This window comes from Rhizobium binae (assembly GCF_017357225.1).
Lineage (GTDB): Bacteria > Pseudomonadota > Alphaproteobacteria > Rhizobiales > Rhizobiaceae > Rhizobium > Rhizobium binae.
Window position 1 is genome coordinate 422,630 of the sequence record NZ_CP071606.1, and the last position, 19,307, is coordinate 441,936.

Consider the following 19,307-nt stretch of genomic DNA (forward strand, 5'->3'; position numbering starts at 1 on the left):
CGTCAAAGCATCGCGAAATGCCCGATGGCCTCGCAGACCGCACGGAACCCGTCGCGCGCGCCATCGCTCATATGGCGGGCGCGCAGCCAGGCATGCACCATCTGCGGCTCTTCCCGGAACCAGACTTCGATGCCCTCCGCGGACAGCCGGGCGGCATAATGCCGGCCGTCGTCCCTCAAGGGGTCGAAATGCGCGACGGTGATGAAGGCCGGCGGCAGGTCGGCAACGGACGATGCCCGCAGCGGCTCGGCGATCTCATTTCCTTCAGGCGCCCGCAGGATCTCGCGATAATAGGCGACATCGGCCGTCGTCAGGCCGGGTGCGGCGGCCATTTCCAAATAGGATCCTGCGTCCATGTCACCGCCGAGGGTGGGGTAGATCAGCACCTGGCCGACGACGCCTGATAGCGCCTCATCGCGCGCCCGCAAGGCAAGGCCCGCCGCAAGGTTGCCGCCGGCGCTGTCGCCGATCAGCACGACTTTGTTGCCGGCGGCAAGCAGATGTTTGAGCACGGCGAAGCCGTCATCCGTCTGTGCCGGCCAGCGATATTCGGGGGCCAGCCGGTAATCGACGGAAACGAGTTCGGCGCCGGCAAAGTCGGCGATCTCGGCGCAGATGGCGTGATGGCTCTCGAGCGAACCGACCACGAAGCCGCCGCCATGGATATAGAGCAGAATGGTCCGGGTGATGATTTTCCGCGGACGGTAGCGCCGGATCGGTATGCGTTGGACCATACCGTCCGCAAAGATAATATCCGGGGGCAGCGGGCGATCGAAACGCGCGCAAAGAGCATCGTACCAACGCCGTTGCTGTTCGACCGGCGCCTCGACGGCGTCCGCGGGATAGAGGTTATCGCAAATCTGGAGAAATTGCAGGATGCCCTTTTCGGTGGGGACGGGCGATGGAGCGGACATTGAGGGTCCTTTCGATTGGGACATGTGGATCATGCCCTTGGCCGACTCTGCGTCCATCATGCGCCATTGCGGCGGAGGCAATCGGTCTGGCCGCGACCCGTGGATGTCGCGATGCTCTCTTATTTTGGCCCTGCCTTTCCAAGGCTTTGCCGTTTTTTCAAAAAAGATCCGATAATTTTTTCGTCGCCGACCCAAGGAAAGCTATCGGAGAAACGTCTCAATCCTGAAATAGCATCTTGCTTGATAGCTTGGGGGTAGGTGCGCATTGGATGCGGAGCTCATAGAACGAGCACAGCGCGGCGATAGGGAGGCTTTCGGGCAACTGGTCTCACGCCACTATGATTTCGTCCGCGCGACGGCGTGGCGATGGTCGGGCAGTTCCACGGATGCGGACGATATCGCCCAGGAGGTCTGCGTCAAAATCGGTGCCGCCATCCGCGGCTTTCGCGGCACCAGCCGCTTCAGGACATGGCTTTATACGCTGACGCTCAACGCCGCTCGCGATCACAGACGCAAACGCGTACGAGAACAGCAGACATTCCGCGCCTATGCTGCCGAACCGCAGCAGCCGGATGCGCCGGGCGGAGAAGACGACGAGATGTCGAGCGCATTATGGGCGGCCGTGCGCGCTTTGCCGGAACGGCAATGCGACGCCGTGATGCTCGTCTATGGTGAAGGCCTCAGCCACTCGGCCGCCGCCGATGTCATGGGCTGCTCGGAGGCGACCGTGTCCTGGCAGGTCCACGAGGCGCGCAAGCGGCTGAAGGCCATGTTCGGCAAGGAAGAGGTGTGATGGACAAGGAACTCGAAAAACTCTCCCGCCTCACCCCGCCGGCCTTCGATCCGCAGGCGCGGGCGCGCGCCCTTGCGGCGGCGATGCAGGCCTTCGACAGCGCGGAAAATAATGCAGCGGCAGCCCAAGGAATTGCAAAAGACTGGCGTCCAAGCTCCATCATCAACTGGATATGGAGCCCTGCCGTGAATAAGAAATTCCTCGCCGGTTCAGCCCTTGCGACGTTGCTCATCATTCCCGCTGCGGGTTATCTCACCGTCGAGCTGACCCGAAACCGATCGATTATCGACCATGAAAAGATCGCCGGCACTGTTTCGAAAAATGAGGTGACGAAACCGGCCGGGCCGGTCACGGCTGCGCCTCGGCTTCCCGAGGCGGCGGCCGACAGCGCTCAAGTCTCGGAGCCGCAGACCGCCGCGAAACCCACGAGCGCTGAGATCGCCGAGTTCGATGCCAAGGAAGCGACGACGCTGCTGGACAAGTCTGGCGGGACGGTAGCAGCAGGGGCCAAGCGCTCTATCGCACAAGGTATCGTCGCCCCAGATCAGCAGCCAGCCGAGCCGATGGCCGTCGCCCCCTCACCTGTCCCGCCGGCGGATGGACGGGCCCAGCTCCAGCTCGATCCCAGCCGCGAGCGGTTTGCCAATGCCGCGGCAAATCCGATCATGAGTGTCGCGACCCATCCGGTCTCGACCTTCTCCGCCGATGTCGACAGCGCTTCCTATTCCTTTGTCCGCCGATCGCTCACCGGCGGGGCGATGCCCGATCCGCAATCGGTTCGCGTCGAGGAGATGATCAATTATTTCCCCTATGACTGGCCGGGTCCCGAGAAGGCCGACCAGCCTTTCAAGGCGACCGTGACGGTGATGCCGACCCCATGGAACCACGACACGGAACTAATGCACGTGGCGATCAAGGGGTATGATATCGCGCCGGCGACCGCGCCGCACGCCAATCTGGTCTTTCTGATCGACGTCTCGGGTTCGATGGACGAGCCGGACAAGCTGCCGCTGCTGAAGAGCGCCTTCCGGCTGCTGGTCAACAGGCTGAAGGCCGACGACACCGTCTCGATCGTCACCTATGCCGGCAATGCCGGCACGGTGCTCGAGCCGACGCGGGTGGCGGAGAAAGCGAAGATCCTTTCGGCGATCGACAGGCTGGAGGCTGGAGGCTCGACCGGCGGCGCCGAGGGCATCGAGGCGGCCTACGATCTTGCCGAAAAGGCCTTCGTCAAGGACGGCGTCAACCGGGTGATGCTGGCGACGGACGGCGACTTCAATGTCGGCCCGTCGAGCGACGAGGATCTGAAACGCATCATCGAGGAGAAACGCAAGGACGGCATCTTCCTGACCGTTCTCGGCTTCGGCCGCGGCAACCTCAACGATTCCCTGATGCAGACGCTCGCCCAGAATGGCAATGGCAGTGCCGCCTATATCGACACCCTGGCGGAAGCGCAGAAGACCTTGGTCGAAGAAGCCGGATCGACGCTGTTTCCGATTGCGAAGGACGTCAAGTTCCAGGTCGAGTTCAATTCGGAACGGATCGCCGAATACCGGCTGATCGGCTATGAGACGCGCGCCCTCAAACGCGAGGACTTCAACAATGATCGCGTCGATGCCGGCGATATCGGCTCCGGTCACAGCGTCACGGCGATTTACGAGATCACGCCCAAGGGAAGTCCCGCGGTCATGAATGACGATCTGCGGTACGGCCTGCCCAATAAGGCACCGGCCGAGACATCGGTCAGCGCGCATCAGGGCGAGCTCGCCTTCGTCAAGATGCGCTACAAGCGGCCAGGCGAAGACAAGAGCGCCCTGATCACCACGCCGGTCGGTGACGCCAACGCGGTCGCCACGATCGACGCCGCGCCGCAAGATGTTCGCTTCTCGGTGGCCGTCGCTGCCTTCGGCCAGAAACTCAGCCGTGCCAGCGCCCTCGATGCCTATCCTTATCAGGCGATTGCCGATCTCGCTGCGGCATCGCGGGGGGCCGATCCCTTCGGCTACAGATCGGACTTCCTCGGTCTCGTCAGACTGGCTGACGGTCTCAGCCAGCGATAAAGGCGAGGTATCACAGGACGGAGGCCGCCCTGCAAAGGCGGGCCTCTGCTGCGAATATAAAAAATCAGCCAATGAGTTGAATGGCACGCGCATTTATACAGGTCACAGGCTGATTCTGATATCAAACCCCACCCGAGAAAGGGACGATGCGCGCGCTCTATCCCAGCCTTGAGCCGTTGGCCGTGAGATAGACAGCGTAGAGCGAAGTGGTTGCGGTGATGAAGAGGCGGTTTCGTTTCTCGCTGCCGAAAGCGACATTGGAGACGATCTCGGGAATATGGATCTTGCCGAGCAGTGTGCCATCTGGGTCATAGCAGTGCACACCGTCGCCAGCGCTCGTCCAGATCCTTCCCTTCCGGTCGACGCGAAAACCATCGAAAAAGCCAGCGGTGCATTCGGCAAAAATGCCGAGGTCGCTGAGCTTGCCAGTATCGCACACGGCGAGCTTTCTGATATGGCGCGGACCGCCGGACAGGTGCGATGCCCCGGTATCGGCGATATAAAGAACCGTTTCGTCGGGGGAGAAAGCCAGCCCGTTCGGCTTGACGAAATCCGAGGTCATCTGATCGGTGGCGCCTGTTGCCGGATCGTGCCGGTAGACGTGGCATCCGCCGATTTCCTCCTCGCCGTAATCACCCTCATAGTCGTGGAGGATGCCGTAGCTAGGGTCGGTGAACCAGACGGTGCCGTCGGACTTCACGGTGACGTCGTTCGGCGAATTGAGCCTTTTGCCCGCAATGCGGTCGGCCAGCACGCTGATCCCGCCGTCGAAATCCGTTCGCGTGACGCGGCGCGCCAGATGCTCACAGGTGATCAGCCGCCCCTGGTTGTCGACGGTGTTGCCGTTCGAATTGTTGCTGGGCGAGCGGAAGACCGATGTCTGCCCGCTGGTGTCGTCGTAGCGCATCATGCGATTGTTGGGGATATCGGAGAAAACCAGATAACGGCCGGCGGCAAACCAGGCCGGTCCCTCCAGCCAGCGGCCGCCCGTCCAAAGCCGCTCGACGCGGGCATGGCCGACGAAGCAGCTTTCAAAGCGCGGGTCGAGAACTTCAAAACCCGTACCCTCGATTTCCCCGAACATGATGCTCCCCTCGTGTCAAATTGTTAGCGATATCATTCTGCCCGGTTTCGCGGACTTCGTACAGAGGACGACGGACTGTGGAACGCTGCATTCCTGCAATAATATCGATTGTGCGATGATAGCGATAACTTTATCGTGTGCTCAACTGCCAGCTCGGAAGCTGTTTGGGGGCGGAGACAAGTGAAAAACGAGGATGAGCCAAAAGACAAGCGCCTCAAAGGAGGAGACGCCCAAAAGCTGACGATGGCTGAGGTCGCCAAATATGTCGGCGTATCGGCCATGACCGTTTCGCGCGCCTTTCGCCAGGATGCAAGCGTTTCCGAAGAGACGCGCAAGCGCATCATGGAGGCGGTCGATGCGCTTGGCTACGTACTCGACCTTTCCGCCGGCAGTCTCTCGTCGCGGCGCAGCGGCTTCATCGTGGCGCTGGTGCCCTCCATCAACAATTCGAATTTTTCCGACACTGCACGCGGCATCACCGATGCCCTGGAAAATACCGGCCTCCAGCTTCTTCTCGGCTATACCGATTATTCCGCCGAAAAAGAGGAAAAGCTGATCGAGGCGATGCTGCGCCGGCGCCCCGAGGGCATTATCCTGACAGGCGGTTCGCACACCGCCCGGGCGCGGCGCATGCTGGATAAGGCCGGCATTCCGGTGGTTGAAACCTGGGAAATTCCAGAAGAACCGATCAATCACGTCGTCGGCTTTTCCAACAGCGAGGCGATGTCGCTGCTGGTGCGGACGCTTGCGAGCCAGGGCTATCGCAGGTTCGGTTATATCGGCGGTACGACAGCGCGCGATACGCGCGGCAGCCAGCGGCGAAGCGGTTTCCTGAAGACTGTCGAAGAACTCGGCCTGGGACCGGGCAGGGCGATTTCCTTCGGTGTGCCGCCGATTACCATGGAACAGGGCGGCCAGGCGGTCGTCAGCCTCCTGGAGCGCTGGCCCGACACGGAGGTCGTGCTCTGCGTTTCCGACCTTTCCGCCTTCGGCGCGATCATGGAGTGCAAGCGCAGGGGGATGCGCGTGCCTGAAGATATCGCCATTGCCGGCTTCGGCGATTACGAGATCTCGTCGATCTGTCATCCCAGCATCACCACGATCAATGTCGACTGTTACGGCATCGGCCGCCAGGCAGCCGTCCGCCTGCTGGATGCCCTGCAGGCGGACAGCGAGGCGACCGGGGACGAGATCACATTGACCAGCTACAGGGTCGTCCTGCGCGAAAGCACGGATCGCCGCGCCCGATAATGAGAGCCGATCTCAGAAGGCGATCTGGACTTTCATCGACTTGCTGCGGTCGCTCGCCAATTCGAAGGCGGCGACGGCCTCATCGATCTTGAAGACCCCTGTGAGCAGCGGCTTCAAATCGACGCGGCGCGCGTTGATCAGCTCGACGGCCAGCGCAAATTCCTCGTGAAAGCGGAATGTTCCGCGCATCTCGATTTCCTTGGCGACGATCATATTCTGCGGGATGGAGACATCACCGCCGAGGCCGAGCTGCACGAGAACGGCACGGGGCTTCAGCGCCTCCAGGCCGGCGCGCACCGCCCGCTCATTGCCCGATGCTTCGAACATGACGTCGAAATATCCCTTGTCGGCGCCGTAGGCGGCCAGGTCGGCGGCATGCGTGGCAACATTGATCGTTCGATCCGCGCCGCTGGTGCGGGCGATCGCCAGAACGCTGTCGGTCACATCAGTCGCGACGATTTCGCGGGCGCCGAGAACCCGCGCCGCAACGATCGCCAGCATGCCGATCGGGCCGCAGCCGGTGACGAGAACCCGTTTGCCCAGCAGCGATCCGGCGCGGCTGGCGGCATGCAGCGTCACGGCAAAGGGTTCGGCGAAGGCCGCCTCGTGAATGGAGATGCCGTCGGCAACCCTGTGGCATTGCCAGCGCTCCGCTACCAGCCGCTGGCGAAAGCCGCCCTGAATATGCGGCATCGGCATGGCGCTGCCGTAAAACCGCATGTTGAGGCAGTGGTTCTGCTGTCCCTTCAGGCAATATTGACAACGATTGCACGGCCGGCTCGGGGACACCGCAACCCGGTCGCCGACGGCAAGATCGCTCACACCGGCGCCGAGCGCCTTGACCGTGCCGGCGATTTCGTGGCCGAGGATCATCGGCTCGCGCAGACGCACGGTGCCGAAGCCGCCATGATTGTAATAATGCAGGTCGGAGCCGCAAATGCCGCCGGCTTCGATGGCGATTTCCACCTGCCCCTCCCCCGCAACCTCGGGCTCGCGCTCCTCGATCCTGAGATCCTTGGCGGCATGAATGACGATGGCTTTCATAGCGAAACTCTCACACGACGGGGGTTGTAAGCGGGTTGCCGGCAAAATGCGCAGCGAGGTTGTCTCTGACCAGCTGGCCCATGGCCTTGCGGGTTTCGACGGTACCGGAGCCATGATGGGGCTGCAACACCACGTTCTGCAGCGTCAGGAAACGCGCATCGATCTTCGGTTCGTTGAGGAACACGTCGAGGCCGGCAGCCTGGATGGTGCCGTTCTCAAGGGCAGCGATCAGCGCCTCTTCATCGACCGTCGTCCCGCGCGAAACATTGATCAGCATGCCGTTGGGACCGAGGGCTTTCAGCACCTCGGCGTCGATGATCTTCATCGTCGCCTGTCCGCCGGGGACGATGACGATCAGAAAATCGGCCCAATCGGCAAGCGCCACCAGGTCCGGCTGGTAGGCATAGGCGACATCCGCGTGTTCATTGCGGGCGAAATAGGCGATGTCGCAGCCGAAGGCGGCAGCCCGCCTGGCGATCGCCTTGCCGATCCGCCCCATGCCGGCCAGTCCCACCTTCTTGCCGGAGACCCGCGTCACCAGCGGCATGGCGACATTGCCCCACTGGCCGGCGCGGACGAAGACATCGGCCTGCGGAATCTGCCGCGCCGTGGCAAGCAACAGTCCGATGGCGATATCGGCGACGTCCTCGGTCAGCACGTCGGGGGTATTGGTGACGCGAATGCCGTTGGCGCGGGCATAGGCGAGGTCGATGGCGTCGGTGCCAACCCCATAGCAGGAGACGATCTCGAGCTTCGGCAACTGCTTCATCAGCTCGGCGGACGCGCCGATTTCACCGCGCGTCGCGATGGCGCGAACATCTTTGCCGACCCTTGTGATCAGTTCCTGCCGGTCTGTCGCTTCCCACAGGCGGTGAACACGATATTTCGCCTCCAGATCGACCATATCCCATTCCGGATAGGCTCCGGTCATCAAGATCTCTGCCTCAGGCATTCCGTCTCCGTCCCGCATTTTGATAGTTGATTATGTTATCGATAACATATAATCCGGACAAGCGATGTCAAGTGAGTTTCACCTGAAGTGGCGGTATAAGCCGTCATTCGCAGCGACACCGGAGGAGTTATTTGCATGAAGAACCTGTTTGATCTGACCGGACGGCTTGCCCTGATTACCGGCTCGAGCCAGGGCATCGGGTATGCGCTGGCCGAGGGCCTGGCGCAGCATGGCGCCGAGGTCGTCATCAACGGCCGCACGCCAGAAAGCGTCAAACGGGCCGTCGAGAGCCTCAAGGCTCAAGGCCTGTCTGCCCATGCGGCCATCTTCGATGTGACCAGCAAGGACGCCGCCAAACAGGGTATCGATGCGATCGAGGCCGATATCGGGCCGCTCGACATCCTGATCAACAATGCCGGCATGCAGTTTCGCACGCCGCTGGAAGACTTTCCGGCGGACAAATGGGAACTGCTGCTGACCACCAATATTTCGAGCGTGTTTTACGTCGGCCAGGCGGTCGCCAAAGCCATGATCGCCCGCGGTCAGGGCAAGATCATCAACATTGCCTCGGTGCAGAGCGAACTCGCCCGCCCCGGCATCGCGCCTTATACGGCAACCAAGGGCGCAGTGCGCAACCTGACGCGCGGCATGTGCGCCGACTGGGCCAAGTACGGTCTGCAGATCAACGCGATCGCGCCCGGCTATTTCAAGACGCCGCTGAACCAGGCGCTTGTCGACAATCCCGAATTCTCGTGCTGGCTGGAGAAGCGGACGCCGGCCGGACGCTGGGGCAATGTCGAGGAACTGGTGGGTGCCGCCGTTTTCCTCTCGGGCAGCGGCTCGTCTTTCATCAACGGCCACACGCTTTATGTCGATGGCGGCATCACCACCTGCCTCTGACAGAGACGCGACGATGGAGCTCGAGAAACAAGCGCCGCTTCCGGCCGTCGTGGTCATGGGCGTGAGTGGCTGCGGCAAATCCTCGGTTGGAGCGGGCGTCGCCGCGCGAAACGGCGTGCGGTTTGTGGAGGGCGACCAACTCCATCCGACGCGAAACGTCGAGAAGATGGCGCAGGGTATGCCGCTCACCGACGATGACCGGCTGCCCTGGCTCGACCGGATCGGCGAGGAAATAAAGACCGCACAAAAGGCGTCGCAGGGTCTGGTGATTTCCTGCTCGGCGCTGAAGCGCAGCTATCGTGACCGGTTGAGACAGGCGGCGGGCGGGCGCCTGACCTTTGTTTTCCTGGAGGGCTCGCGCGACCTGCTGCTGTCGCGGATGCAGGCCCGACAGGGCCACTTCATGCCGGCGTCGCTGCTCGACAGCCAGATGCAGACGCTCGAGCCGCCGACCGGTGAAGCCGGTGTGGTCACGGTGGCGATCGATATGGGTTTGGATGATATGGTCGCGCTGGCCTGTGAGGGGCTGAAGAGCGCGGCCATCAAGGGAGGGTTTGATGCAGGATGATTATAGAGCAGACGTCGCCGTCATCGGCGCCGGCATCATGGGAACGGCGATCGTCACGCGACTGATCGAGACCGGCCACAAAGTATCGGTCTTCGATCTCGATGCCGAAAAGGTCGCGGCATTGGTGGACAAGGGCGCGCATGCGGCGAGCTCTGTCGCGGGTGCCGTCTCGGCCTCGGAATTCTGCATTCTCAGCCTCAATCACGCCAACATCGTGCGCGCCGTCGTCTTCGGTGAGAACGGGGTCGCGGCGGCGGCCAGCGTAGACAAGTTGCTGATCGACATGTCCTCCATTGACCCCGCCGAGACGGCCGACATGGCGAAGCGGCTGCGTACGGAAACGGGCATGGCATGGGTCGATTGCCCGCTTTCCGGCGGTGTGCCCGGCGCGCTCGGCGGCAAATTGACGATCATGGCCGGCGGCAGCCCCGAGGATTTCGAGCGGGCGCGGGTGGTGATGCGGCATCTTGCCGCCAATTACACGCTGATGGGCGCCTCCGGCGCCGGGCAGACCACCAAGCTGATCAATCAGCTGTTTTGCGCGGTGCTGTTCCAGGCGGTTGCCGAAGCCGTCAAGCTCGCCGAAGCCGGCGCTGTCGATCCCGCCGCAATTCCGGCAGCCCTTGCCGGCGGCAGGGCGGACAGCCGGATATTGCAGGAATTCATGGCGAAATTCGCCGCCCGGGATTTCTCGCCGACAGGCCGGATCGACAATATGCTGAAGGACCTGGATTCGCTCCAGGCCTTTGCGCTGAAGACCAAGACGCCGTTGCCGATGACCGGTGCGGTGGTGGAGATCCACCGCCTGCTCTGCGCCGCCGGCCTGGGGCCGAAGGACTCGGCCGAGATGATGCGCCTTCTCGATGGATTGCCGGCCGACTGACTCTTCGACGGCGTTTGGAGATTGTCACTTTACGCTTGACTACCGACGAATGTTATCGATAACATCGTTTCGTGAGGATAGCTGCAGCTTTGGGAGGAGCCACAGTGGAAGCCAAGAGACTGCTGGAGTTCCAATCGATCACCAAGAGCTTCGGCGGCACGCAGGCGCTGCGTGACGTATCGATCGATCTGCGCGAGGGCGAGATCCTGGCACTGCTGGGCGAAAACGGCGCCGGGAAATCGACGCTGATCAAGACGCTTGCCGGCATCTACAAGCCGGATAATGGCGACATCCTCTTTCGTGGCCAGAGCTACCATCATCGCCCGCCGAAACCGAACGAGCGGCAGCCGGTCGCCTTCATCCATCAGGATCTCGGTCTGATCGAGTGGATGACGGTCGGCGAGAATATGGGTCTGTCGCAGGGCTTCTCAATGCGCAGCGGCCTGATCGACTGGGGAAGGACGCAGGCGCGCGCCCGGGAGGCCTTGAAGCTGGTCGGCTGCGATTTCGATCCGACGACGCGGGTCTCGGCCCTGTCGCGCACCGAAAAATCGCTCGTCGCCATTGCCCGCGCGCTCGCCGTCGAAGCCGATGTTCTCGTGCTCGACGAGCCGACCGCAAGCCTTCCCGCCGACGAAGTCGATCGGCTGTTCAACGCGATCCGCCCGCTGAAGGAGCGCGGCGTCGGGATGATCTACGTCTCGCACAGGCTCGACGAGATCTTCCGCATTGCCGATCGTGTCGCCGTCCTACGCGACGGATGCATGGTCGGGCAGAAGCCCGTCAGCGAGACCACGCCCGACGAACTGGTGACGATGATCATCGGCCGCAGCGGCGACAGCCTGTTTTCGAAGGCGGAGATCAAGCCCGGCAAGGCGATCGTCCAGGTCCGCGACCTCGTCTGCGCCGGCACGAGCCCGATCTCCTTCGATATCCGTCAGGGCGAGTTGCTGGGCCTCGCCGGATTGCGCGGCGCCGGCCAGGAGCGGATCGGCCGGGCGCTGTTCGGCTGCGAACCGTTCAACGGTTCGGTTCTGCTGCATGAGCGGGCGCCAGACCTTTCCAGCCCGCGGCAGGCCATGGCCTCGGGCATTGGTCTGATCGCCCGTGACCGGACCGAGGAATCCGTCGCACTGTCGCTGTCCATCCGCGAAAACACCTACCTCAATCCGGGCGCCGTCGGCCGCGGGCTTTTCTCCTTCCTGTCGCCGCGCCGCGAAGCCGATCTCGCCCATGCGATCGGACGTTCCGTCGGCCTCAGGCCGAACGATCCGGATCTGCCGGCGGAAGCGCTGTCGGGCGGCAATCAGCAGAAGGTGGTCGTCGGACGCTGGCTGGCGACCGGCCGCAAGCTCTTGGTCGCCGAAGACCCGACCGCGGGCGTCGACATCGGCGCGCGTGCCGAAATCTACCGCCTGATCACCCAGGCGCTGGAGGCGGGTCTCGCGGTCGTCGTGGTCTCGACGGATTTCGAGGAAATCGCCCATATCTGCCACCGCGCGCTGGTTTTCTCGCGCGGCAAAATCGTCAGCGAACTGAGTGGAAGCGCTCTGACGACGGAGGCGGTCATCACGGCCGCCTCTGCGTCGGAAGCGGCTTGAGCCATCGGGAGAACAGCCATGCAATCCATTGAATCCACCGCGCTGGAGCCGACCAAGAGCGAAATGGCCGGCCTGTCCACCGGCCAGAAGATCGGACGCCTGATCCCGGTCTACGGGCTGGTCATCCTGACCGTTGGCCTGATCGTGCTCTTCTCGATCCTCCTGCCCGATACGTTCCCGACCGTGCTGAATGTTCGCTCGATCGTCTCCGACAAAGCGATCATCGCGCTTCTGTCGCTCGCCGCGATGATCCCGATGGCAGCGGGCCGCATCGACCTGACCGTCGGTTACGGCATCGTGCTCTGGCACATTCTCGCCATCAGCCTTCAGACGGTCTACGGCCTGCCCTGGCCGGTCGCGGTCGTCATCGTTCTCGCACTCGGCGTCCTCACGGGCTTCATCAACGGCCTGCTGGTCGAAGTCGCCAAGATCGACAGCTTCATCGCCACGCTCGGCACCGGAACCGTCCTCTACGCGCTTGCCCTTTGGCACACCGGCGGGCGGCAGGTGGTCGGCGTGTTGCCGGATGGTTTCTACGCGTTGAACGGCACCATGCTGTTCGGCCTGCCGATCACCGGCTTCTACGTGCTCCTGATCGCGATCTGCATGTGGGTCGTGCTCGAATACCTGCCGATCGGCCGTTACCTCTACGCCATCGGCGCCAATCCCAAGGCCGCCGCCCTCAACGGCATTCCGGTCCGCAAATTCGTGATCGGCGCCTTCGTCACATCAGGCCTCATGGCGGCCCTGACCGGCGTGCTTCTCGCCTCGAAGCTGCGCATCGGCCAGGCGAGCGTCGGCCTCGAATATCTGCTGCCGGCGCTGGTCGGCGCATTCCTGGGATCGACGACGATTAAGCCGGGCCGGGTGAACGTCTGGGGCACTCTGATCGGCGTCATCATCCTGGCGGTCGGGATTTCAGGAATTCAGCAATTCGGCGGGTCGTTCTTCGTCGAACCGCTGTTCAACGGCGTGACCCTGCTGATTGCCATCGGCATTGCAGGTTACGCCCAGCGCAAGCGCGGGGCTGTGAGGAGGATCACGCCCGCATCCAAATGAGGATGCCGGCTCACCGGCATTCATAACAAACAATATGGAGGAGTGAACAATGAAGCGCAGAACTTTAATGCGGGCAACGGTCGCAACCGTCGCTCTTATGCTCAGCGTGCCGGCGATGGCGGATTCGATGGCCGACGCCAAGGCCGTGGTCGCCAAATACGCGTCCAAGGTGAGTGCCTGGGATGGCCCGACGAGCGGCCCGAAGGGCGCGAGCGGCAAGAACATCGTCATTCTTGCCGCCGATATGAAGAACGGCGGCATTCTCGGCGTCGTCAACGGCGTAGAGGAAGCGGCAGGCGCACTGGGCTGGACGGTGAAGGCGCTGGACGGCGCCGGTTCGATCGGCGGACGGACGGCGGCCTTCGGCCAGGCCATGGCGCTGAAGCCCGATGGTATCATCATCAACGGCTTCGACGCCGTCGAACAGAAGCCGGCGATGGAAGCGGCCAAGGCGGCCGGCATTCCGATGGTTTCCTGGCACGCCGCCTCGGCCGTCGGCCCGGTTCCTGAGGTCGGCGTTTTCGCCAATGTGACCACCGACGCGATGGAAGTGTCGAAGTCCGCGGCGGACTGGGCCTTCGCCGATGCCGGCGGCAAACCGGGTGTCATCATCTTCACCGACTCGACCTATGCGATCGCGATTGCCAAGGCCGACCGCATGAAGAAGGAGATCGAGGATCTCGGCGGCACCGTGCTCGAATATGTCGACACGCCGATCGCCGAAACCTCGCAGCGCATGCCGCAGTTGACCACGTCGCTGCTGCAGAAGTACGGGGCGAAGTGGACGCACTCGCTGGCGATCAACGATCTCTATTACGATTTCATGGGACCCTCACTTGCCTCGGCCGGCATCGCCGGCGACGGCAAGCCGGTGAATGTCGCGGCCGGCGACGGTTCGGAGAGCGCCTATCAGCGTATCCGCGCCAAGCAGTATCAGGCCGTCACCGTTGCCGAGCCGCTCAACCTGCAGGGCTGGCAGCTGGTCGATGAGCTGAACCGCGCCTTTGCCGGTGCCCCGTGGTCGGGCTATGTATCGCCGCTGCACGTGGTGACCAGTCAGAACGTCGAGTTCGACGGAGGACCGAAAAACAGCTTCGATCCCGACAACGGCTATCGCGATCAATACAAGAAGATCTGGGGCAAATAAGCCTATCAAGCAGGGCGTATCGACCGGTACGCCCTGACATCCCGACACCGAATCAATACCGATCCAGCTCCGACGAGTTTTGGAAGAGAGAACTATGATCATTCGTTATGCTTTGTTTGAGGGCGAAATCCATCCTGGTCGGGAACAGGAGTTCCGCGATTTTGTGCGACAGCGGCTCGTTCCTCTCTGGACGCAATTTCCGGGTGCGGAGGAAATCCGGGTGCTGGACGGCATGGAGCGCGATGAGGGCGCGCCTGTTTATGCGATGGCCCTGGCCATTCGCTATCCTCACATGGAGGCTGTGAACGCTGCGCTTCTCTCCGACGTGCGGTTCCAGAGCCGCGAGGTGACCGGCGAGCTTCTGCAGCTTTTCACGGGCAAGGTGCATCATCACGTCTTCTCGGCCAACGAATACCCGCCGGCCATTGCCGGACATCGGGCGGGTAATCGGTGAGCGTAAACCGTTACGCCGCCGTCGCCATGCAGCGGTTGCGGCCGGCATTTTTGGCGGCGTAAAGGCTGGCATCCGCGATATGCAGCGCAGCCTCCAGCCTGTCCGTCAAAGACCAGTCCGCCAAGCCGACGGAGCAGGTGACTTCGAGCTTCGGATCTATCTCGGAGCAGTCATGGTCCTGCACCCGCAGGCGCAGCCGCTCGGCATCGGCAAAGGCATCGCCGGCTGGCGTGCCGGGGAATAGGAGCAGGAATTCTTCGCCGCCCATGCAGATCGCCAGACTGCCTTGCGGCCGGATGCTGCCCAGCAGTCCGGCAAGCTGCCGCACAACGCATGGGAAAAGATGTCGTTAATACGTTTGAAATGGTCGATGTCGAACAGCAGCAAGGCTGCATGGGTTGTGCCGGATTCCAGCCAATCCCCGCATTTGAGCTGCAGTTCACGCCGATTGCCGAGGCCGGGAAGGGATCGGCGCGCGATGCCAGCACCGCCTCGTGCTGTTCGGCGGCGAGCCGCAGGAAGGCAATCCAGGGCGACGCAGCATTGGCCGGCAATTGGGAAGAGTTCTAAACCACACGGCAATCGGGAAAAATGAAGTAACGAAGGGCAGCGATTGCTGCCCTTCGTATTTTTATCTTAGGCCCGAACCGGAGCCCTGGCCGGAAGCAGGGCGTTGACGATGACGGCGACGCCGATATTTGCCGCAAGCGCCAGCAGTCCGGTATAGACGGTGAAGGGTTCGCCGCCGAGGCTGATCAGGTGCAGCGGCTTCCAGCCGGCATCCCAGACGAGGAAGGTGCCGCCGCAGAAACCGACGAACCAGCCGGCAAGCAGGCCGGGCGCCCGGAACCAGTTGGTGTAGAGGCCGAAGACCAGGGCCGGAAGCGTCTGCAGGATCCAGATGCCGCCGAGCAGCTGCAGGTCGAGGGCGAACTGTGTCGGCAGGAAGATGATGACGAGAAGTGCGCCGACCTTCACCACCAGCGACGTCACCTTCGCGACCTTGGCTTCGCCCGCATCGCTGACCTTGGGGTCGACATAGGCTTTCCAGAAATTGCGGGTGAAGAGATTGGCCGCGCCGATGCTCATCACCGCCGCCGGCACCAGTGCGCCGATGGCGATCGCTGCAAAGGCGAAGCCGGAGAACCAGCCCGAAAACAGCGTCTTGAACAGCGTGGGAACGACGTCATTGGCGCTGTCGAGCTTCAGGTTGGCGGCATGGCCCATATAGCCGAGCAGCGCCAGCAGGCCGAGCAGCAGCGTATAGGCGGGCAGCATGATCGCGTTCTTGCGGATCGTCTTGCCGCTGTTGGAGGCAAAGATGCCGGTCAGCGTATGCGGATACATAAAGGCCGCGAGCGCCGAGCCGAGAGCAAGCGTGGCATAGGCGACGTACTGATTGCCGCCAAGCAGCAGGTTGCCGGCGCCCTTGGCCTGGAAGGCCGCGTCGGCTGAGGCGAAGACATTGGCATATCCGCCGAGCTTCGACGGGATGAGCGCGACCGCCGCGATCACCACGATGTAGATCATGATGTCCTTGACGAAGGCGATCAGCGCCGGGGCGCGCAGGCCCGCCGAATAGGTATAGAGCGCCAGCACGATGAAGGCGATCGCAAGCGGCAGTTCGCCATGCAGCCCGAGCGCCTTCAGCACCGCCGTCATTCCGACGAGCTGGAGGGCGATGTAAGGCATGGTGGCGATGACGCCCGTTGCCGCGACGGCGAGTTCGAGACCGCGTGATCCATACTGCCCGTGAACGACGTCGGCGGCCGTGACATAACCAAATTCCTTGGCGCGTTTCCACAGGACCGGCATGACCATGAAGACGAAGGGATAGACGACAATGGTATAGGGCAGCGCGAAGAAGCCGTAGGCGCCGACCGTATAGACCAGCGCCGGGACCGCGATCACGGTATAGGCGGTATAGAAGTCGCCGCCGACGAGGAACCAGGTGATCCAGGTGCCGAAGTTGCGTCCGCCGAGGCCCCATTCATCGATATGGGCGAGCGTCTCGGGCTTGCGCCAGCGGCTGGCGACGAAGCCCATGACGGTGACGAGGGCGAAGAAGAAGATGAAGACGGCAAGCGCCGTGCCGTTGATGTCAGTCGTCATGGCGAACGCTCCGATAGGCAATCCAGGTCAGCATTGCCGTGATCGGCACCCAGAGAAGTTGATACCAGTAGAAAAAGGGGAAGCCGAAAAGCGACGGCTCGCGGAGATTGTAAAATGGCGGCCAGAGCAGACCGATGTAAGGAATGATCAGCAGCCACAGCGCTGCCTTGCTACGTGGTTTTTCCATGTCGGAGTACCTTTCAGGTGCCGCAGTTGCGGTCGCCATGTTCCAGTTGTCGGCGTGGAAGGCAGGTCTGTCAGCCGGCGGCGGCAGCAGACCCGGTTCGGGTCGCTCGAGCTTTTCCGGCGGATCGGAAGCTGATGTAACGCATGTGAATTCCTCCCAACGGCTTGGCACTTGGCAAGCCGCGAATGGAGTCCTAGGGCGTTGGTTTTATCCTCACAAGACGCACGCGGTGGCGAAATACCGGGACCTACCCAGAAGTGGGTAGGCGCGAATTCACGTCGATTTTCGAGGCGATGCCGTGGTCGAGGGCATAGCGGATGAGGCCCGCCGTTGTGGCGATGCCAAGCTTTTTCTTCAGGTTCTTGCGATGGGTTTCCGCCGTGGCGGCGCTTATCCCGAGCGCCTCGGCGATTTCCCGGTTGCTCCGGCCGGCAACAATCAGCCCGAGCGTATCGCGCTCGCGTGGCGTCAGGGGATCGCTCCCATCATCCGCGCGTTCGCCCATCAATGCATCGAAGACGCCCGACGAGAAGTAGGTGCCCCCACCGGCGACGGTTTCGATCGCCGCGACGATCTCGTCCGTCGAGACGTCCTTGAGGACGTAGCCGGCGGCGCCATGCATGACGGACGAGGAAATATACTCGCGGCTGTCATGCATGGAGAGCATCACGACGCGGGTCTGCGGAAGTTCGCTCATGAACAGCTCGATCGCATCGATGCCGCTGAGCTTCGGCATGTTGATGTCCATCAGCACCACCTGCGGCTGGATCTGCCGGGCGACATCGAGCCCGGTCTGCGCGAGGCCGGCGGTGCCGGCGACTTCGATGTGATCGAAGGTTTCGAGCACGGCTTTCAGCCCGTCCAGCACCAGCGGATGGTTGTCGATCAGGAGCACCTTGATTTTCGGGCGTTCCGTCATGCGGCTTCCGCCTGCTTGCCGGCGGCAATATTGGCCGATCTCGGCATCATCGCCGTCAGCGTCGTGCCGGTCTCGCTGCTGTTGATGAGGAGCAGGCCCCGGAAGTGCGCCATCCGCTCCTGCATGTTGCGCAGGCCGAGGCCTGAGCCGCCGGACGCGCCATCGAAGCCGGTGCCGTTGTCGGAGATGGTCATGCGGGCGCGGCCGCCGTCGCTCCAAAGCTTGACCGAAAGCTTCGAGGCGCCCGAATGCCGCTCGACATTGTTGAAGGCCTCCTGGGCGACGCGATAAAGGGCGGTACTGGCTTCCGCCTTCAGCATGCCGGCAAAGCCCGAGGCGTCGATCTCCGTCTCGATCCCCGTGCGTTCGGCAAAGTGATGACACAGTGCCTCCAGCGCAGCCGTCAGGCCGAGATCGTCGAGTACGCGGGGGCGCAGATCATGCGACAGCAGCCGGATTTCCTTGATCGCGCCGTTCAGCGCCTCGACGCCGCGCTCGATGGTCAGCGCCGCATCGTCGACATTGGTCCTGACCTTGCGGCCGGCGAGATCCATCGCATAACGCACGCCGAGGAGGGTCTGGGAGATGCCGTCATGCAGCTCGCGCGCCAGCCGTGTGCGCTCTTCTTCCTGGGTGTCGATGACCCGCTGCGTCAACTCCTTCAGCCGGCTGTCGGCCATGCGGCGCTCATGGAAGGTCAGCAGCATGCAGGTGGTGAACACCACCAGCACCGAAGGCACGGCGATCAGTGCAACGATGACGAAGGTCCGCCTGATGTTGGCGCGCATTACCTTGTTGGCGGCGGCGCTCTGGGCAAAGACGTCATCCAGATAGACGCCGGTGCCGACGACCCATTGCCATTTGTCGAGGCTGACGACGAAGGAGAGCTTGTCGGCGATCTGCCCGGTCGATGGTTTCTGCCATTTGTACTGGTGCAGGCCGCCGCCGGCCTTTGCCGTGGCGATCAGTTCGGCAATGACCTTATCGCCATCCGGATCGGTGAGATCGAGCCAATTGTGCCCATGCCGGAAACTCTGGCGGGGATGGACGATATTGTTGCCGTCGTAATCATAGACGAAGAAATAGCCGTCCTTGCCGTAGTCGAGCGAGGTCAGGATCGCCGCCACCTGCTGCTTGGCGGCTTCGTCGTCGGCCCCGGCCTTGTCATAGATCGTCTGGATGGCGGATAGGGCAAGATTGGTCAGATTGAGGATCTCGGCTTCCTTGGTCTTCAGCATGTTCTGCTCGAACGTGTCGATGCTGTTCTTGGCAAGGTTTGCCGATTGCCAGGTGATGAAGGTGGTGATCGCGAGGATCGAGATGACGAGCGGAACGATCGCCAATGCGATGATCTGGTGTCGTAGCGTCAACGGTCATTC

General features: G+C 62.5%; 20 protein-coding genes. 11 read left to right on the forward strand and 9 right to left on the reverse strand.

Annotation, left to right across the window (positions count from 1 at the left end):
* Positions 1 to 2: 2 nt before the first annotated feature.
* A complete protein-coding gene (locus J2J99_RS26520; RefSeq protein WP_168297780.1) occupies positions 3 to 914 on the reverse strand; it encodes an alpha/beta hydrolase in 912 nt (303 codons plus the stop codon).
* Between the two features lie 265 nt (positions 915 to 1,179).
* On the opposite strand from J2J99_RS26520, the gene J2J99_RS26525 reads away from it, so the two are divergent.
* Both J2J99_RS26525 and J2J99_RS26530 read left to right on the forward strand, forming a co-directional pair.
* The gene (locus tag J2J99_RS26525; protein WP_168297779.1) at positions 1,180 to 1,707 is read left to right on the forward strand and encodes an RNA polymerase sigma factor; all 528 of its coding nucleotides are present in this window, start codon (positions 1,180 to 1,182) and stop codon (positions 1,705 to 1,707) included.
* Entirely contained in the window at positions 1,707 to 3,767 is a 2,061-nt protein-coding gene (locus J2J99_RS26530; protein ID WP_168297778.1) for a vWA domain-containing protein, read from the forward strand. The genes J2J99_RS26525 and J2J99_RS26530 overlap by 1 nt, the downstream gene beginning before the upstream one ends.
* 157 nt (positions 3,768 to 3,924) lie before the next feature.
* On the opposite strand, the gene J2J99_RS26535 is transcribed toward J2J99_RS26530, so the two are convergent.
* Positions 3,925 to 4,851 (reverse strand): SMP-30/gluconolactonase/LRE family protein, encoded by a 927-nt coding sequence (locus J2J99_RS26535; protein ID WP_168297777.1) that lies wholly within the window; start codon positions 4,849 to 4,851, stop codon positions 3,925 to 3,927.
* A gap of 180 nt (positions 4,852 to 5,031) precedes the next feature.
* Here J2J99_RS26535 and J2J99_RS26540 point away from each other — a divergent pair, with 180 nt between their 5' ends.
* A complete protein-coding gene (locus tag J2J99_RS26540; protein WP_168297776.1) occupies positions 5,032 to 6,102 on the forward strand; it encodes a LacI family DNA-binding transcriptional regulator in 1,071 nt (356 codons plus the stop codon).
* A 12-nt stretch (positions 6,103 to 6,114) separates the two neighbouring features.
* Here J2J99_RS26540 and J2J99_RS26545 read toward each other — a convergent pair whose 3' ends face one another.
* Together J2J99_RS26545 and J2J99_RS26550 are read right to left on the reverse strand one after the other, a co-directional pair.
* Positions 6,115 to 7,146, reverse strand: a complete 1,032-nt coding sequence (locus tag J2J99_RS26545; protein ID WP_168297775.1) for an L-idonate 5-dehydrogenase — start codon at positions 7,144 to 7,146, stop codon at positions 6,115 to 6,117.
* A gap of 10 nt (positions 7,147 to 7,156) precedes the next feature.
* Entirely contained in the window at positions 7,157 to 8,098 is a 942-nt protein-coding gene (locus tag J2J99_RS26550) for a 2-hydroxyacid dehydrogenase (RefSeq protein WP_168297774.1), read from the reverse strand.
* A gap of 135 nt (positions 8,099 to 8,233) precedes the next feature.
* Between J2J99_RS26550 and J2J99_RS26555 the strand changes: the two genes are divergently transcribed.
* The 7 genes from J2J99_RS26555 (at position 8,234) to J2J99_RS26585 (ending at position 14,710) form a co-directional block, all read left to right on the forward strand.
* Entirely contained in the window at positions 8,234 to 8,998 is a 765-nt protein-coding gene (locus J2J99_RS26555) for an SDR family oxidoreductase (RefSeq protein WP_168297773.1), read from the forward strand.
* A gap of 13 nt (positions 8,999 to 9,011) precedes the next feature.
* The gene (locus J2J99_RS26560; protein WP_168297772.1) at positions 9,012 to 9,566 is read left to right on the forward strand and encodes a gluconokinase; all 555 of its coding nucleotides are present in this window, start codon (positions 9,012 to 9,014) and stop codon (positions 9,564 to 9,566) included.
* Positions 9,556 to 10,449 (forward strand): NAD(P)-dependent oxidoreductase, encoded by an 894-nt coding sequence (locus tag J2J99_RS26565; RefSeq protein ID WP_168297771.1) that lies wholly within the window; start codon positions 9,556 to 9,558, stop codon positions 10,447 to 10,449. The genes J2J99_RS26560 and J2J99_RS26565 overlap by 11 nt, the downstream gene beginning before the upstream one ends.
* A 104-nt stretch (positions 10,450 to 10,553) precedes the next feature.
* On the forward strand, positions 10,554 to 12,050 hold the full coding sequence (locus J2J99_RS26570) for a sugar ABC transporter ATP-binding protein (RefSeq protein WP_168297770.1): 1,497 nt from the start codon (positions 10,554 to 10,556) through the stop codon (positions 12,048 to 12,050).
* A gap of 18 nt (positions 12,051 to 12,068) precedes the next feature.
* The gene (locus tag J2J99_RS26575) at positions 12,069 to 13,109 is read left to right on the forward strand and encodes an ABC transporter permease (protein WP_168297769.1); all 1,041 of its coding nucleotides are present in this window, start codon (positions 12,069 to 12,071) and stop codon (positions 13,107 to 13,109) included.
* A 49-nt stretch (positions 13,110 to 13,158) separates the two neighbouring features.
* Positions 13,159 to 14,256 (forward strand): ABC transporter substrate-binding protein, encoded by a 1,098-nt coding sequence (locus J2J99_RS26580; protein WP_168297768.1) that lies wholly within the window; start codon positions 13,159 to 13,161, stop codon positions 14,254 to 14,256.
* A 94-nt stretch (positions 14,257 to 14,350) separates the two neighbouring features.
* Positions 14,351 to 14,710, forward strand: a complete 360-nt coding sequence (locus J2J99_RS26585; protein ID WP_168297767.1) for a hypothetical protein — start codon at positions 14,351 to 14,353, stop codon at positions 14,708 to 14,710.
* Positions 14,711 to 14,720: 10 nt separating this feature from the next.
* Here the strand turns inward: J2J99_RS26585 and J2J99_RS34200 are convergent, their stop codons facing one another.
* Positions 14,721 to 15,038, reverse strand: coding sequence for a GGDEF domain-containing protein (locus J2J99_RS34200; protein ID WP_246763162.1), 318 nt, complete (start codon positions 15,036 to 15,038; stop codon positions 14,721 to 14,723).
* Positions 15,039 to 15,043: 5 nt separating this feature from the next.
* Between J2J99_RS34200 and J2J99_RS34205 the strand changes: the two genes are divergently transcribed.
* Positions 15,044 to 15,280 carry a hypothetical protein gene (locus J2J99_RS34205; RefSeq protein WP_246638496.1) on the forward strand — a complete coding sequence of 79 codons (237 nt, stop codon included), beginning with the start codon at positions 15,044 to 15,046 and terminating at the stop codon, positions 15,278 to 15,280.
* 66 nt (positions 15,281 to 15,346) lie between these two features.
* Here J2J99_RS34205 and mctP read toward each other — a convergent pair whose 3' ends face one another.
* The 4 genes from mctP to mctS form a co-directional block, all read right to left on the reverse strand.
* Positions 15,347 to 16,822: a monocarboxylate uptake permease MctP gene (mctP, locus tag J2J99_RS26595; RefSeq protein ID WP_168297766.1), complete on the reverse strand. Its 1,476-nt coding sequence runs from the start codon at positions 16,820 to 16,822 to the stop codon at positions 15,347 to 15,349.
* Positions 16,812 to 17,009 (reverse strand): DUF3311 domain-containing protein, encoded by a 198-nt coding sequence (locus tag J2J99_RS26600; protein ID WP_168297765.1) that lies wholly within the window; start codon positions 17,007 to 17,009, stop codon positions 16,812 to 16,814. The genes mctP and J2J99_RS26600 overlap by 11 nt, the downstream gene beginning before the upstream one ends.
* 247 nt (positions 17,010 to 17,256) lie before the next feature.
* The gene (gene mctR, locus J2J99_RS26605; protein ID WP_168297764.1) at positions 17,257 to 17,928 is read right to left on the reverse strand and encodes a two-component system response regulator MctR; all 672 of its coding nucleotides are present in this window, start codon (positions 17,926 to 17,928) and stop codon (positions 17,257 to 17,259) included.
* Positions 17,925 to 19,298 carry a two-component system sensor histidine kinase MctS gene (gene mctS, locus J2J99_RS26610; RefSeq protein WP_168297763.1) on the reverse strand — a complete coding sequence of 458 codons (1,374 nt, stop codon included), beginning with the start codon at positions 19,296 to 19,298 and terminating at the stop codon, positions 17,925 to 17,927. Before mctS ends, mctR begins: the two co-directional genes overlap by 4 nt.
* Positions 19,299 to 19,307 lie beyond the last annotated feature (9 nt).

Bases quoted from the DNA above. Each gene is read 5' to 3' on its own strand.
- J2J99_RS26520 (WP_168297780.1), bottom strand. From the start codon at position 914: ATGTCCGCTCCATCGCCCGTCCCCACCGAAAAGGGCATCCTGCAATTT.
- J2J99_RS26530 (WP_168297778.1), top strand. From the start codon at position 1,707: ATGGACAAGGAACTCGAAAAACTCTCCCGCCTCACCCCGCCGGCCTTC.
- J2J99_RS26535 (WP_168297777.1), bottom strand. From the start codon at position 4,851: ATGTTCGGGGAAATCGAGGGTACGGGTTTTGAAGTTCTCGACCCGCGC.
- J2J99_RS26545 (WP_168297775.1), bottom strand. From the start codon at position 7,146: ATGAAAGCCATCGTCATTCATGCCGCCAAGGATCTCAGGATCGAGGAG.
- J2J99_RS26550 (WP_168297774.1), bottom strand. From the start codon at position 8,098: ATGCCTGAGGCAGAGATCTTGATGACCGGAGCCTATCCGGAATGGGAT.
- J2J99_RS26555 (WP_168297773.1), top strand. From the start codon at position 8,234: ATGAAGAACCTGTTTGATCTGACCGGACGGCTTGCCCTGATTACCGGC.
- J2J99_RS26560 (WP_168297772.1), top strand. From the start codon at position 9,012: ATGGAGCTCGAGAAACAAGCGCCGCTTCCGGCCGTCGTGGTCATGGGC.
- J2J99_RS26565 (WP_168297771.1), top strand. From the start codon at position 9,556: ATGCAGGATGATTATAGAGCAGACGTCGCCGTCATCGGCGCCGGCATC.
- J2J99_RS26575 (WP_168297769.1), top strand. From the start codon at position 12,069: ATGCAATCCATTGAATCCACCGCGCTGGAGCCGACCAAGAGCGAAATG.
- J2J99_RS26580 (WP_168297768.1), top strand. From the start codon at position 13,159: ATGAAGCGCAGAACTTTAATGCGGGCAACGGTCGCAACCGTCGCTCTT.
- J2J99_RS26585 (WP_168297767.1), top strand. From the start codon at position 14,351: ATGATCATTCGTTATGCTTTGTTTGAGGGCGAAATCCATCCTGGTCGG.
- J2J99_RS34205 (WP_246638496.1), top strand. From the start codon at position 15,044: ATGGGAAAAGATGTCGTTAATACGTTTGAAATGGTCGATGTCGAACAG.
- mctP (WP_168297766.1), bottom strand. From the start codon at position 16,822: ATGACGACTGACATCAACGGCACGGCGCTTGCCGTCTTCATCTTCTTC.
- J2J99_RS26600 (WP_168297765.1), bottom strand. From the start codon at position 17,009: ATGGAAAAACCACGTAGCAAGGCAGCGCTGTGGCTGCTGATCATTCCT.
- mctR (WP_168297764.1), bottom strand. From the start codon at position 17,928: ATGACGGAACGCCCGAAAATCAAGGTGCTCCTGATCGACAACCATCCG.